12 protein-coding genes are annotated in these 13,988 nt (G+C 62.2%); 8 read left to right on the top strand and 4 right to left on the bottom strand.

Going from position 1 to position 13,988, the window contains the following annotated elements; all coding sequences use genetic code 11:
* Window positions 1–2: 2 nt before the first annotated feature.
* The 7 genes from HJC04_RS03730 (at window position 3) to HJC04_RS03700 (ending at window position 9,339) form a co-directional block, all read left to right on the top strand.
* On the top strand, window positions 3–1,001 hold the full coding sequence (locus HJC04_RS03730) for an ABC transporter permease (RefSeq protein ID WP_210632504.1): 999 nt from the start codon (window positions 3–5) through the stop codon (window positions 999–1,001).
* A complete protein-coding gene (locus tag HJC04_RS03725) occupies window positions 1,001–2,173 on the top strand; it encodes an ABC transporter permease (protein ID WP_221144861.1) in 1,173 nt (390 codons plus the stop codon). The genes HJC04_RS03730 and HJC04_RS03725 overlap by 1 nt, the downstream gene beginning before the upstream one ends.
* 96 nt (window positions 2,174–2,269) lie before the next feature.
* Complete coding sequence (locus tag HJC04_RS03720; RefSeq protein WP_221144851.1) at window positions 2,270–3,478, top strand: glycosyltransferase family protein; 1,209 nt, start codon at window positions 2,270–2,272, stop codon at window positions 3,476–3,478.
* Between the two features lie 9 nt (window positions 3,479–3,487).
* Window positions 3,488–4,735 carry a glycosyltransferase gene (locus HJC04_RS03715; RefSeq protein ID WP_210632501.1) on the top strand — a complete coding sequence of 416 codons (1,248 nt, stop codon included), beginning with the start codon at window positions 3,488–3,490 and terminating at the stop codon, window positions 4,733–4,735.
* Complete coding sequence (locus HJC04_RS03710; RefSeq protein ID WP_210632500.1) at window positions 4,732–5,877, top strand: glycosyltransferase family protein; 1,146 nt, start codon at window positions 4,732–4,734, stop codon at window positions 5,875–5,877. Before HJC04_RS03715 ends, HJC04_RS03710 begins: the two co-directional genes overlap by 4 nt.
* Window positions 5,878–6,059: 182 nt before the next feature.
* The gene (locus HJC04_RS03705; RefSeq protein WP_221123089.1) at window positions 6,060–8,774 is read left to right on the top strand and encodes an ABC transporter ATP-binding protein; all 2,715 of its coding nucleotides are present in this window, start codon (window positions 6,060–6,062) and stop codon (window positions 8,772–8,774) included.
* A gap of 97 nt (window positions 8,775–8,871) precedes the next feature.
* Window positions 8,872–9,339 carry a cyclic nucleotide-binding domain-containing protein gene (locus HJC04_RS03700; RefSeq protein WP_004679746.1) on the top strand — a complete coding sequence of 156 codons (468 nt, stop codon included), beginning with the start codon at window positions 8,872–8,874 and terminating at the stop codon, window positions 9,337–9,339.
* A gap of 6 nt (window positions 9,340–9,345) precedes the next feature.
* On the opposite strand, the gene HJC04_RS03695 is transcribed toward HJC04_RS03700, so the two are convergent.
* The 4 genes from HJC04_RS03695 to HJC04_RS03680 all read right to left on the bottom strand — a co-directional run bounded on the left by HJC04_RS03695 (window position 9,346) and on the right by HJC04_RS03680 (window position 12,390).
* The gene (locus tag HJC04_RS03695) at window positions 9,346–9,636 is read right to left on the bottom strand and encodes a type II toxin-antitoxin system RelE/ParE family toxin (RefSeq protein WP_221144848.1); all 291 of its coding nucleotides are present in this window, start codon (window positions 9,634–9,636) and stop codon (window positions 9,346–9,348) included.
* Window positions 9,633–10,091, bottom strand: a complete 459-nt coding sequence (locus HJC04_RS03690) for a hypothetical protein (RefSeq protein ID WP_221144846.1) — start codon at window positions 10,089–10,091, stop codon at window positions 9,633–9,635. Before HJC04_RS03690 ends, HJC04_RS03695 begins: the two co-directional genes overlap by 4 nt.
* Window positions 10,092–10,455: 364 nt before the next feature.
* Window positions 10,456–10,986, bottom strand: a complete 531-nt coding sequence (locus HJC04_RS03685; RefSeq protein ID WP_221144844.1) for an alpha/beta hydrolase — start codon at window positions 10,984–10,986, stop codon at window positions 10,456–10,458.
* Between the two features lie 72 nt (window positions 10,987–11,058).
* A complete protein-coding gene (locus HJC04_RS03680) occupies window positions 11,059–12,390 on the bottom strand; it encodes an MFS transporter (protein WP_210632495.1) in 1,332 nt (443 codons plus the stop codon).
* Window positions 12,391–12,766: 376 nt separating this feature from the next.
* Between HJC04_RS03680 and cyoA the strand changes: the two genes are divergently transcribed.
* Window positions 12,767–13,951, top strand: coding sequence for a ubiquinol oxidase subunit II (cyoA, locus tag HJC04_RS03675; RefSeq protein WP_221123086.1), 1,185 nt, complete (start codon window positions 12,767–12,769; stop codon window positions 13,949–13,951).
* The last annotated feature ends 37 nt before the right edge of the window (window positions 13,952–13,988 follow it).

Genomic DNA, 13,988 nt, shown 5'->3' with positions numbered 1-13,988 from the left:
GCGTGCTCAGATACATTCTCTGGCGCATCGCCGCCATGGTGCCGACGCTCTTCGTCATTTCGGCGCTTGTTTTCACCATCATCGAGCTGCCGCCCGGCGACTTCTTCGAGAGCCAGATCGCCGAGCTGCGCGCCTCCGGTGAGGCCGCCAACCTCCAGGAAATCGAGGAGATGCGCCAGCAATACGGCTTCGACAAGCCGGAGATCGTGCGCTATTTCTACTGGGTCGGCGGCATGCTGCACGGCGATTTCGGCTATTCCTTCGAATACCAGCTGCCGGTCTCGGACGTGGTCGGCGAACGGTTGTGGCTGACGATCCTCGTCTCCTTCACGACGATCCTGCTCACCTGGCTGATCGCCTTTCCGATCGGCATCTATTCGGCGACGCATCAGTATAGCTGGGGCGATTACGGGCTGACCTTTCTCGGCCTGCTCGGCATCGCCATTCCGAACTTCATGCTGGCGCTGATCCTGATGTATTTCGCCAATGTCTGGTTCGGGCTGTCGATCGGCCATCTGATGGACCAGCAATATCTCAACGCACCGATGAGCTGGGAAAAGGCGAAGTCGATCCTCGCCCATCTCTGGATCCCCGTCATCATCGTTGGCACGGCCGGCACGGCCGGCATGATCCGGCGGCTGCGCGCCAATCTTCTCGACGAGATGCAGAAGCAATATGTGACGACGGCCCGCGCCAAGGGCCTGCATCCGATGCGGGCGCTGGTCAAATATCCGCTGCGCATGGCGCTCAATTTCTTCATCGCCGATATCGGCTCGATCCTGCCGTCGATCATCTCGGGCGCCGAGATCGTCGCCATCGTGCTGTCGCTGGAGACGACCGGGCCGATGCTGATCAAGGCGCTGCAGAGCCAGGACATGTATCTCGCCGGCTCCTTCCTGATGTTCCTCGCCTTCCTCAACGTCATCGGCGTGCTGATCTCCGATATCGCCCTCGGTTTCCTCGATCCCCGCATCCGTCTGCAAGGCAGGAGCACCAAATAATGTCGCCCCTCCCCGCACCCGGCGCGCCGCTGCCGCACTACGTCTCCACCGCTCCCTTCGATCCGCATGCGACCGAGAGCATGACGGCGGCGCAATCGCGCATCCATCTCGCCTCGCAGAAGCAACTGATGTGGTGGAAGTTCAAGCAGCACAGGCTCGCTTTGATCTCCGGCATCTTTCTCGCCGCCGTCTACCTGATGATCCTTATCGTCGAGTTCCTGGCGCCTTACGGCCTGCACACGCGCAACGTCGACTTCATCCATGCACCACCTCAGCGCGTCCATTTCTTCGACAAGGGCGAGTTCGTCGGTCCCTTCGTCTACGGCCGCAGCATGACGCTCGATCTCGACACGCTGCACCGCGTCTATACCGACAGGCCGAACGACGTGCAGCCGATCCGCTTCTTCTGCCCCGGCGATTCCTATAGATTCTGGGGTCTCGTCGCCTCGAACTACCATCTCATCTGCCCGGCGATCGGTGGCCAGATGTTCCTGCTCGGCACCGACCGGCTCGGCCGCGACGTGCTGTCGCGCATCCTCTACGGCGCGCGTATATCGCTGACGATCGGCCTGATCGGCATTTCGATCAGCTTCGTGCTCGGCATCGTCATCGGCGGCCTTGCCGGATACTGGGGCGGCGTCTTCGACCTCATCGTCCAGCGCCTGATCGAGGTGCTGCAATCGCTGCCAAGCCTGCCGCTGTGGATGGCGCTCGCCGCCATCATGCCGGTGACCTGGAGCCCGATCGTCATATATTTCGGCATCACCGTCATCCTCGGAATCATCGACTGGACCGGGCTGGCGCGGGCCGTGCGCTCCAAGCTCCTGGCATTGCGCGAGGAGGATTACGTCCAGGCCGCGCAGCTGATGGGGGCCAGCACGCCGCGCATCATTGGCCGCCATCTGGTGCCGGGCTTCATGTCGCATCTCATCGCTTCGGCGACGATTTCGATCCCCGGCATGATCCTCGGCGAGACCGCGCTCTCCTTCCTCGGCCTCGGCCTTCGACCGCCGATCACCAGCTGGGGCATTCTGCTGACCGAGGCAAAAAGCGTCAGCGTCATCGCCTTCTATCCTTGGCTGCTCTTTCCGATCATTCCTGTTGTTCTTGTCATTTTGGCGTTCAACTTTCTGGGAGACGGCTTGCGCGATGCGGCAGATCCCTACAAATAGCGGCAAGCTCGGCGGCGCCGTCCGGCATCGCGCCCGCCTCTTGGCCTCCGGATGGTGGGGGTGCTAACTATGATGTTCACCCCGGAGGGAACACCCATGGCCAGACGTCTCGAAGATGCTCGCATCCTCATGTACAGCCACGACACGTTCGGCCTCGGCCATCTCAGGCGCTGTCGCGCCATCGCCCATGCGCTGGTCGAAGACTATCGCGGCCTCAACATCCTGATCATTTCAGGGGCGACGATCGCCGGCGCCTTCGATTACCGCGCCCGCGTCGACTTCGTGAAGATCCCGAGCGTGATCAAGCTGCGCAACGGCGAATATACGTCGCTTGCCAGCCACATCGATCTGCACGAAACGCTGAAGATGCGCGAATCGAGCATCCGCCACACGGCCGAGACCTTCCAGCCCGACATTTTCATCGTCGACAAGGAGCCGATGGGATTGAAGGGCGAGGTCGAGGATACGCTCGCTTATCTCAAGGCCCGTGGCACCGTGCTGGTGCTAGGGCTGCGGGAGATCATGGACGCGCCGCATCTGCTCGAGGCCGAGTGGAAGAAGAACAGCGTCATGCAGAAGATCGACCAATATTACGACAGCGTCTGGGTCTACGGCCCCCCGGATTTCTACGATCCGCTTGTTGGTCTCGACGTGCCGGCCAGCCTGCGCCGGAAGATGGATTTTGTCGGCTTCCTGCAGCGCAGCGTCTCCAAAGGCAAGAGCTCGATCAACGCCCGCAAGGACAATTATCTGCTCGTCACCACAGGCGGCGGCGGCGACGGCTCCGATCTCGTCCATGACGTCATGAACGCCTATGAGGCCGATCCGACGCTGACGCAGAAGGCGCTGGTCGTGCTCGGGCCCTATATGCCGGCCGCCGAGCGCGCCAAGCTGGTGCAGAAGGGCGAAGCCATTCCCTATATCGAGGTGATCGAATTCGACAATCACATGGAAGAGCTGATCGCCGGCGCCACCGGCGTCGTCGCCATGGGCGGATATAACACCTATTGCGAGATCCTCTCCTTCGATAAGCCGGCCCTCATCGTGCCCCGCGTCAAGCCGCGCGAGGAGCAGCTGCTGCGCGCGAAGCGGGCCAGCGAACTCGGCCTCGTCGAGATGCTGCTGCCGGAGCAATCGGTTAATCCCGCCATCATGGCCGCGGCGCTGAAGCGCTTGCCCTCTCGCCTGCCGCCGTCGAAAAGCGGCAGCAATATGCATCTCGAAGGGCTGGACCATATCTCGCAGACCGTCGGCCGATGGCTCGACGGCCGGGCCACCCACCTAGCCGTTGTCGGCGCAGAATAGGGCACAGCCTTGCCGCCACGCCGCAAGATACTCGTCGTGCTGAAAGGCTATCCCCGCCTTTCGGAAACCTTCATCGCCCAGGAATTGCTCGGCCTCGAAAGGGCCGGCTTCGACCTGACGCTGATTTCCATGCGCCGGCCGACCGACAAGAAGCGCCATCCGGTGCATGACGAGATCAAGGCGAGTGTCGTCTATCTGCCGGAATATCTGCATGAGGAACCGATTCGCGTGCTGAAAGGCCTCGTCGCCGGCTTCGGTAAAACCGGCTTCAAGGCGCTGATCAAACGCTTCTTCGCCGACCTCAAGCGCGACCTCTCCCGCAACCGCTTCCGCCGTCTCGGCCAGGCGCTGGTGCTGGCGCGCGAATGGCCTGATGGAGGCGAGTGGCTGCATGCTCATTTCATCCATACGCCGGCCTCGGTGACGGAATATACCAGCATCCTGACGGGCACGCCCTGGACCTGTTCGGCCCATGCCAAGGACATATGGACCTCGCCCGACTGGGAACTGAAGGAGAAGCTGAAGCGCGCCCGCTGGACCGTCACCTGCACTCGGTCTGGCTACGAACACATGCGCGTGCTGACATCGCGCAAGGAGGCGGTACATTTGAGCTATCACGGCCTCGATCTCGCCCGCTTCGGCCATTTTTCCGGCGCGCATTCGCAGAGGACCGGCAACAACCCGGCTGATCCGGCCTTCATCCTCAGCGTCGGCCGCGCCGTCGAGAAGAAGGGCTACGACGTCTTGCTTCGGGCGCTGGCGCTGCTGCCGGCGGACCTCCATTGGCGCATGGAGCATATCGGCGGCGGTGACGAGCTTGCCAGGCTGAAGGCGCTCGCCGCCGAGCTCGGCCTCTCCGGCCGCATCATCTGGAAGGGCGCCATGGCGCAGGAAGACGTGCTCGACCACTACCGCCGCGCCGACGTCTTTGCGCTCGCCTGCCGCATCGCCGCCAACGGCGACCGCGACGGCCTGCCGAACGTGTTGGTCGAGGCCGCGAGCCAGCGTCTCGTCTGCGTCTCCACGACAGTATCCGGCGTGCCGGAACTGCTGACGGATGGCGAGAACGGCCTCGTCGTGCCGCCGGAGGATCCGGCGCTGCTTGCCCGGGCGCTGGAGGTGGCGATCCGCGATCCGGCGCTGCGCCAGCGCCTCGGCGACGCCGCCGAAAGGCGGGTGCGCGAGGACTTCGACTATCACTCCAGCATCAGACAGCTCGCCGGCCTGTTCGAGGCCGAATGGCAGAAGGCGTCATGACGGCACCGCGTATCTTCTTCTATGTCCAGCATCTGCTCGGCATCGGCCACATCGCCCGCGCCAGCCGCATCGCCAATGCGCTGGTCAGGGACGGTTTCGACGTCACCGTCGTCACCGGCGGCCTGCCGGTACCGGGCTTTCCCGGCGAGGGTGTGAAGACCGTTGCCCTGCCGTCGGTCGTCGCCAGCAATGCCGGTTTCTCCGGCCTCGCCGATGCCGATGGCCAGCCGGCCGGCGAAGAATTCCTGGCCGCCCGCCGGCAATTGCTGCTCGATGCCTTCCATGCCACAAGGCCCGATGTCGTCATCATCGAGGCCTTCCCCTTCGGCCGGCGGCAGATGCGCTTCGAACTCCTGCCCTTGCTCGCTGCGATCGAGAAGACCGAACCGCGGCCGAAACTCCTAAGCTCGGTTCGCGACATCCTGCAGGAAAACCGCAAGGCCGGCCGCGACGCGGAGACCGCCGCCCTGGTCAACCATCACTTCGACGCTGTGCTCGTCCATGGCGATCCCGGCTTCGTCAGGCTCGAAGATACTTTCCCGCTGACGCCAGAAATCGCCGACAGGCTGCGTTATACCGGCCTCGTTACGCCGCCGCCGGCGCCCGAACCGACGGAAACCTTCGACATTATCGCATCGGCCGGCGGCGGCGCGGTCGGCGCCGAGCTGATCGGCGCGGCGAAGGAGGCGGCGGCGCTGCTGCCGGGCGATCTTCGCTGGCTGCTGATCTCAGGTCCCAACCTGCCGGAGGCCGATTTCGCCAGACTGTCGCGGGACGCAGCCCCGAATGTGACTCTGGTTCGCTTTCGCAAGGATTTTCCCTCGCTCTTGCGCGGCGCCAGGGTATCGATCTCGCAGGCCGGCTACAACACGGTCGGCGACCTCTTGCGCACCGAGTGCCGGCCGATCCTCATCCCCTTCGTCGCCGGCGGCGAGACCGAACAGACAGTGCGCGCCGAACGGCTGCAGGCGCTGGGTCTTGCCGACATCCTGCCGGAACGGGGGCTGACCTCCACACATGTGAAAGAGGCTGTCGAAAAGGCGCTGACAGCGCCCCGGCAGGAGCCGGTTTCGCTCGATCTCGACGGGGCGGAGAAGACGGCCGCCATCATTCGCTCGATGATTGCCGAATCGCTCGCCTAATTTAAAAATCCTGTGATATAAGCAGAGTTCCGGCGAGAATCGGCCTTTCTGCAGCCGGTCCCTTCGCCTTGTTTTCATTGCGATATCGGCGGTCCGGCTGCATGGTCCTGTTCTCGACAATTCCTCCCGTCCCGCGCCAGGATCGCGCCTTCGAAATTTCCCAGCACGCTGACGGTTAGCCAATGGAAAAGAGCCTCGCCCGCTATATCTGGAAGAACACGCGGCTGCAGCAGCTGTGGATCCTGGCTGTCGTCGCGGCCTCGATGATCCCTTATTTCCTGTCCTTCGACCTGCCGAAGCAGATCGTCAACGGACCGATCCAGGGCGACGGCTTTGAAGGCCCCGGCGCAACCCAGACCTTCATGCACATCGCCTATGACATTCCGCTGATCGGCCATGTCGAATTCTTCAAGGGCGTGCAGCTCGACCGCTTCCAGATGCTGATGGCCCTGAGCCTCGTGTTCCTGGCGCTGGTGGTGCTAAACGGGCTCTTCAAGTTCTACATCAACACCTATAAGGGCCGGCTCGGCGAACGCATGCTGCGCCGCATCCGCTTCGAACTGATCGACCGGGTGCTGCGGTTTCCGCCGGCTCATTTCAAGCGGGTGAAATCGGCCGAGATCGCCACCATGATCAAGGACGAAGTGGAGCCGATGGGCGGTTTCACCGGCGACGCCTTCGTCTCGCCCGCCCTGCTCGGCGGCCAGGCGATCACCGCGCTCGCCTTCATCATCGTGCAGAATTTCTGGCTCGGCATGATCGCCGCCGCCATCGTCGGCGTCCAGGCCGTCGTCATTCCCCGCATGCGCAAGCGCCTGCTGGATCTCGGCCGCCAGCGGCAGCTGACGGCGCGCGAACTTTCCGGCCGCGTCGGCGAAATCGTCGACGGCATCGGCACGATCCACGGCAACGACACGTCCAACCTCGAACGCGCCGACATCGCCTGGCGGCTTGGCCGCATCTTCTCGATCCGCTACGACCTTTACCAGTGGAAATTCCTGGTGAAGTTCATCAACAACTTCCTCGCCCAGGTCACGCCCTTCCTGTTCTACGCGATCGGCGGTTATCTGGCGCTGCAGGGCCGGCTCGACATCGGCCAGCTCGTCGCAGTCATCTCGGCCTACAAGGACCTGCCCGGGCCGCTGAAGGAACTGATCGACTGGGACCAGATGCGTCAGGACGTGCAGGTGAAATACCAGCAGGTCTACGAGCAGTTCAACGTCGAGCCCTTGATCGAGAGCCACATCCAGGAATTGGCGACCGCACCCGTGGGCGCACTGACCAGCGCGCTGGTCGTCACCAACCTCACGCTCTCCGATGACAGCGGCGCCCGCCTCGTCGACCACGTCTCGGTCGAAATCAAGCCGAACGAGACGGTTGCGATCGTCGGTCCGAACGGCAGTGGCGCCGAAGCCTTCGCCGAAGCGCTCGGCCGGATGGTCTGGCCCGACTCCGGCCGCATCACCATCGACGGACGCGACCTGCTCGAGCTGCCGGAATCGATCACCGGTCGCCGCATCTCCTATGCCTCGGCCGACACCTTCTTCTTCCATGGCACGCTCGCCAGCAATCTGCTCTACGGCCTCAAGCACGCGCCGATGATCGACGCCGTCTACGACGAGAAAGAAGCGCAGGAGTATAAATGGCATTCCATCGAGGCGGTGAAGGCCGGCAACCCGACGCTCGACCTCAACAGCGATTGGGTGGATTATCAGGCGGCCGGCGCCAATGGACCGGATGATCTCCTCAAAGCGATCCGGCCGGTGCTCGACGCCGTGCTGATCTCGCAGGACATCCTCGACCTGGCGCTGCGCTCGAACGTCAATACCAACGTGCATGTGGCGGTCAGCGACCATGTCGTGGCGCTGCGCGCGTCGCTGCGCGACCGGCTGCGCGACGAAGGTCTCGACGGCATCGTCGTGCCTTTCGATTTCGACGCCTACAACGCCCAGGCGACGGTCGGTGAGAACCTGCTCTTCGGCACCATGAAGCGGCCGCTGATGACCAACCGCCGGCTCGCCGCCCATCCCTATTTCCAGCAGCTCTTCCGCGAGACGGGCCTCAGCACCGATCTCTACGCCATGGGCCTCGAGATTGCCGAAAACGCCGTCGAACTCTTCCACGACCTGCCGCCGGATCATCCTTTCTTCCAGCAGCTGACCTTCATGACGGCGGACGACATTCCGACCTATCAGGCGCTCCTGCAGAAGCTGCAAAGCCGCCGCTTCGAGGACGCCACGCCTGAGGAGCGCTCCGCCATCATCCGGCTGAGCTTCGCCTATATCGAGCCGCGCCACCGCTTCGGCCTTTTGACCAACGAGCTGATGGACAAGATCGTCAGCGCCCGCAAGCAGTTCCACGCGCATATTCCGGCCGATCTCGCCGAGCTGATCGAGCGCTACGACGCCGAGCGTTTCACGCCGTCGGCCAGCCTGATGGACAATGTGCTCTTCGGCCGCATCGCCTATCAGCAGGCCGACGCCTCCGACCGCATCCGCGCCATCATGGGCGAGCTCTTCGACGCACTCGACCTTTATGACGATGTCCTGTCGATCGGCCTCGAATTCGACGTCGGCTCCGGCGGCAAGCGGTTGACCATGGTGCAGCGCCAGAAGCTGAACCTGGCCCGCGCGCTTCTGAAGCGCTCGGATTATTTCGTCTTCAATCGGCCGTTGTCGGCACTCGATCAACGCGTTCAGGATCAGATCACCCGCAACATCATCGAAGACCTGCATAAGGAAGGTGAGCGCCCGGCGATCATCTGGGTGCTTTCGAATGCGCGGATGGCCGAAATGTTCGACCGAATCCTGCTCTTCGACCGCGGCGGGCTGGCGGAGGCCGGAAACTATCCGGAACTTTCCGAGAAAAACGGTATGTTCAAGGAACTGTTATCGTAATATTCTATTGGGGCGGCGATGGTAGGCGTTCCCGGGGGAACGCCCCGAATTGAGGCGCCTGGTTCCAAGAACCCTGCGTCAGGGGATTGAAACGCTCATGTTATTGAGAGACGAAGTCGAAATGCTGCGCCGGGTGCCGATCTTTTCGAGGATTGCGCCAGCGAAACTCAAGCTTTTGGCCTTCACCTCCGACCGCATGACCTACAAGGCCGGTCAGGATCTCTTCCATCAGGGCGATGTCGGCGACGCCGCCTATGTCATCCTCTCCGGCAGCGCCGATATCATCGTCTCCTCGCCGGCCGGCGAGATCAAGGTCGCCGACGTCGAGCTCAATTCCATCGTCGGCGAAATCGCCATTCTCTGCGATGTCTCGCGCACGGCAACGGTGCGCGCCACCTCGCCGCTCGAAGTATTGCGCATCAGCAAGGAGCACTTTTTAAAGCTGCTCAGCGACTTCCCGGAGATGGCCGTGGAAATCATGCGCGTGCTCGCCGACCGCCTGAACCACACGACCGCCGAACTGACGGCAGCGCGGGCTGCCAAGCAGCCGCAGATGGCGCAGTAAGAATATTCAGCGTTTCGGTGGCCATTGTTGAGCGCCGTGCAGAAGGCGCAAAATCTCCACCCGTCTGATTTTCTGACGAACACGATAGATCACAATAAAGGACGTGCGCGAAATGACGAGTTCGCGCGTTCCGTCAATTCGTCCGGGCCGGCCGATCTCGGGCTGATCGATGAGCAAATCCGTTTGGCGCTCGATCTCGTCAAGGTGGCTTATCGCGGCGCTGAGATTCTGATCGGCGATAAACTGTATTGCTCGCTTGCGATCTGACGCAGCTTTCGCACGCCAGATGAGCTTCACTTGGCTTTACCCTCAAGGCGCGCCACCAACTCTGCTCGTTCGCGCGCCATCTCTTTCTTGACCGTCTCGTGCGGAATCCCGACCGTGTCAGGATCATCGGCCTCCCGGATCGCCTCCTCGACCTGTTCGCGAAACCACTTGTCGTATTCTGCTGCCTCATGGGTGCGGCGCAGGGCTGCCGCACGATCCGGCCGAGAGACAGTCTCGGGAGCGTACTCGGCCGCATCGACATCGAACTGGGAGATGCCGACATCCTTGAGATAGGAAACCAGGGTATCCATGCGCTTGAACAGGCGCACCTTGCGGCTGCGCTGGGCGGCAAGCGGGCGTTCGGCCTTGCCGTAGCGGATGACGACGGACCAGCCGCCGGTTTTGCCGACGACGTGAGCAGCATCGACCGCCCCTGCCTCGACAAGACGGGAAAGCGTCAAATGATCGATGGTTTCTGCGGTCATGGCAAATCCTCGCTGATCCCGAAGACTGGCGCATTTAATTATAGATTGCAATGCATTCAATAATTGACATTGTATTTGCAATGGTCCAGCAGATGTCAGGCGCAAGGCCACGGCTGCTGCAGCCTTTGTGCCGCGTGGCTGCCCCTCACCCTAACCCTCTCCCGGTAAACGGGGCGAGGGGACGTGACCTGCGAGAGGCTGGCGGGGAACGGAGGGAATATGCACATGAACAGACTCTTTCGCGGGCGTTCGCGACCACCCTGGATGCGGTGTCTGCCATGATATCTTCCACGATCGTCGTTACAGGGTGCAACGCCGGCAAGGGAAAGTCAGGCCGAAGCGGCCAAGCGACACAGAATACATCCTATTCAAACGGGACTCTGCCTTCGACAAAGGCGGCAATATCCGACCTCAACGGAGATTGAGCGGTATGCGCATCGAGCCGATAAAAATCATGCTGCTTGCCGGCGTAGATTTTCCAGCACTGGGGAACAGCGTTGTTCCAGCTTTCAGTTGGCCGGTATGGATCGAGTTCTCCCCAGAAGACCATGGTGGGTATAGCGAGGGGAGACGTTTCGAAGCGCAATCTGGTTGATGACACGCAGATCAGCGCCTGGAGTTCCAGACCCTCTTTGACCGCATTCCACAGGACCGTTCCACCGGCGCTAAAACCGATCCCCAAGCACCCGCGTCCGTCGATCTCACGAAGTGCCCGGACCGCATGCCGCATGCCGTCACGGTTGAAAAGATGGTCGTGAAGCGCGTCTCCACGCAGATCGGGACGCCCGCTCAGGTCGGCCAGTTGCAAATCATGTCGCTGAAAGCTGCCAGCATCCAGCAACTCGACAAAGGTTTCGGGAAAGCCGTGGATATCGCCAACGACCAGATGTTGCATTTCGACGATGCCGCTCTTCGCTTCGATAGATGAATAAGACGGCCGCCGGTTTCCCGGCGGACTGTCTCGATCTTATTCCCGCTGCTCCAGCGCCTTGCTGAAGGCGAGTGCTGCGAGCGTGCAGATGGCGCCGGAGAGCAGGTAGTAACCGACGAAGGTCAGGCCGAAGCGGCTGGAGAGGCTGAGGGCCACCAGCGGCGCAAAGCCGGCGCCGATCAGCCAGGCAAGGTCGGAGGTGAAGGCGGCGCCGGTATAACGATAGCCGCGACCGAAGCGCGACGAGATCGAACCGGTCGCCTGGCCGAAGGACAGCCCGAGCACGCCGAAGCCGATGATGACGAAGGCGTCGTGGCCGTTATTGCCCGAGGCGATCAGGATCGGTCCGATAAAGCTGAAGATGGCGATGATGACGGCGCAGATGGCGAGCTGGGCACGCCGGCCGATGCGATCGGCGATCAGCCCCGAGGCGACGATGGCGACGACGCCGACCAGGGCGCCGATCACCTGCACCACCATGAAGGCGCCGATCGGCTGATTGCCGTAAAGGCTCATCCAGCCGAGCGGGAAGATGGTGACCAGGTGGAACATGGCGAAACTGGCGAGCGGCACGAAGGCGCCGATCAGGATGTCGCGGCCGTGAACGCGCAGCACCTGGAGGATCGGTGCGGCCTCCAGCTCATGCTGCTCCAGGAGCGTACCGAATTCCTTGGTCATGACCAGCCGCAGACGCGCAAACAGCGCCACGACGTTGATCGCGAAGGCGACGAAGAAGGGATAGCGCCAGCCCCAGGAGAGGAAATCCTCGCTGGACAGGTTGGCGACGAAATAACCGAAGAGCGTGCTTGCCAGCGCAAAGCCGATCGGCGCGCCGAGCTGCGGGATCATCGCGTACCAGCCGCGGTGATTGGGCGGCGCGTTGAGCGCGAGCAGCGAGGCAAGACCGTCCCAGGCGCCGCCGAGCGCAAAACCCTGGCCGAGACGGAAAAGCGCCAGCAGGGCGATCGACCAGACGCCGATCTCCGCGTAACCCGGCAGGAAGGCGATCGAGGCCGTGGAGCCGCCGAGCAGGAAGAGCGCGATGGTGAGCTTTGTGCCGCGCCCGTACATCCGGTCGATCGTCATGAAGACGACGGAGCCGACCGGACGGGCGAGGAAAGCGAGCGAGAAGATGGCGAAGGAATAGAGCGTCGCTGTCAGCCGGTCCGGTGCGAAGGGAAAGACGAGCTGCGGAAAGACCAGGACCGAGGCGAGGCCATAGACGAAGAAATCGAAGAATTCCGACATGCGGCCGATCACCACGCCGATGGCGATGCTGCCCGGCGAAACCGGCTTGTCGTCGTGAATGCGCCGCGCGTCGCGTTCCAGCGACGACGATGACGGTCCGTAATGCGATGCTGTGGCCATGAAATGCCTCCCTCATTGAGGCGCTTTCGGCACGGCGCCTCAACCTGATCTTGATCAAACCCGCAGGCTTATCAAGTCCGTAAGATGCAAATAGTTCATCATCGCGGCTTAAATTGAGCCGGGCCGGGAAAAATTGCGTGATCCCGGCGGTGATTTTTCCCCTGCTAAAGCTGGCCGGCCCGGCTCTTGCGGATATATTGAGTGGACATGCGCGCGCAAAAAATCCTTCTTAATTTCATCAGGATTTCAAGGCGGTAGCGCAACACGATTCTGCCGCACTGCGGCATCTTTGCTGCACTGCGACTTTCCGCCTCATGTCGCTATCGGGTTCAGTGCTTTAGTCGCGGTCAAAACGAAACAACAAGAGCTTAGAGACGTGCAAAAACTCATGAAGTTTTCCCGCCTTCTATCCGTCTTGCCGCTGCTTTTCCTGGCAGGATGCAACATGGTGGTCATGGCGCCCTCGGGCGACATCGCCGTGCAACAGCGCGATCTGATCGTCATCTCGACGGTGCTGATGCTTTTGATCATCGTCCCGGTGATCTTCCTGACGCTGCTCTTCGCCTGGCGCTACCGCCGCTCCAACACGGCCGCCGCTTACGCGCCGGAATGGCATCATTCGACCCGCCTCGAAATCGTCATCTGGGCGGCACCCCTGGCGATCATCATTGCGCTCGGCGCCGTCACCTGGATTTCCACGCACAAGCTCGATCCCTACCGCCCGCTCGACCGGCTCGATGCCGAGCGCGCCATCCCGGCCGATACAAAGCCGCTGACCGTCGAGGTCGTGGCGCTCGACTGGAAATGGCTGTTCTTCTATCCCGAACTCGGCATTGCCACCGTCAACGAGCTCGCCGCCCCCGTCGACATGCCGGTCAATTTCAAGATCACCGCATCTTCAGTGATGAACTCCTTCTACATCCCCGCCCTTGCCGGCCAGATCTACGCCATGCCCGGCATGGAGACGAAGCTGCACGCCGTCATCAACCGGGAGGGCGAATATGAAGGCTTCTCCGCCAATTACAGCGGCGCCGGTTTCTCGCACATGCGCTTCAAGTTCCATGGCCTCACCCGCGAAGGCTTCGACGCCTGGGTGGCCAAGGTCAAGCAGCAGGGCACGATGCTCAATCGCGACGCCTATCTCAAGCTCGAGAAGCCGAGCGAGAAGGAGCCGGTGCGCTATTATGCCGGCGCCGACGCCGATCTCTACGACGCCATCCTCAACATGTGCGCCACCCCGGGCAAGATGTGCATGAACGAAATGATGCATATCGACATGACGGGCGGCGGCGGCAAGGAAAGCGCCGAAAACCGCGAGAAGCTGCAATACGACAACCGCCATGCCGCCGAAGACGTCGTCGAGCCTGGAGCTACTGTGCCGGCAACGGGCGTTCCGGCACAGGTCGAGCCGCCCAAGAGCAGCGATGGCAACGGCATGCAGCACGACATGCCCGGCATGCACAGCACGCCCGGAATGGACATGCAGCATGACGGCCATTCCATGCCCGACACGGGCAACGGCGCCGATCCGGCGCCGGCGCAGCTCAACAACAACAATTAACCTGGCGCTTTGCGTCGCAAGACATAATGAACGGGTT

Origin of the sequence: Rhizobium sp. NLR8a, assembly GCF_019685235.1 — a bacterium.
In the GTDB taxonomy this organism is placed as follows: Bacteria; Pseudomonadota; Alphaproteobacteria; order Rhizobiales; family Rhizobiaceae; genus Rhizobium.
This window is presented reverse-complemented; position numbering and strand designations above follow the sequence as displayed.

What these genes read in the sequence shown, in the direction of transcription:
- HJC04_RS03720 (WP_221144851.1), top strand. Translation starts at nt 2,270, where the DNA reads ATGGCCAGACGTCTCGAAGATGCTCGCATCCTCATGTACAGCCACGAC.
- HJC04_RS03700 (WP_004679746.1), top strand. Translation starts at nt 8,872, where the DNA reads ATGTTATTGAGAGACGAAGTCGAAATGCTGCGCCGGGTGCCGATCTTT.
- HJC04_RS03710 (WP_210632500.1), top strand. Translation starts at nt 4,732, where the DNA reads ATGACGGCACCGCGTATCTTCTTCTATGTCCAGCATCTGCTCGGCATC.
- HJC04_RS03705 (WP_221123089.1), top strand. Translation starts at nt 6,060, where the DNA reads ATGGAAAAGAGCCTCGCCCGCTATATCTGGAAGAACACGCGGCTGCAG.
- HJC04_RS03725 (WP_221144861.1), top strand. Translation starts at nt 1,001, where the DNA reads ATGTCGCCCCTCCCCGCACCCGGCGCGCCGCTGCCGCACTACGTCTCC.
- HJC04_RS03680 (WP_210632495.1), bottom strand. Translation starts at nt 12,390, where the DNA reads ATGGCCACAGCATCGCATTACGGACCGTCATCGTCGTCGCTGGAACGC.
- HJC04_RS03690 (WP_221144846.1), bottom strand. Translation starts at nt 10,091, where the DNA reads ATGACCGCAGAAACCATCGATCATTTGACGCTTTCCCGTCTTGTCGAG.
- HJC04_RS03685 (WP_221144844.1), bottom strand. Translation starts at nt 10,986, where the DNA reads ATGCAACATCTGGTCGTTGGCGATATCCACGGCTTTCCCGAAACCTTT.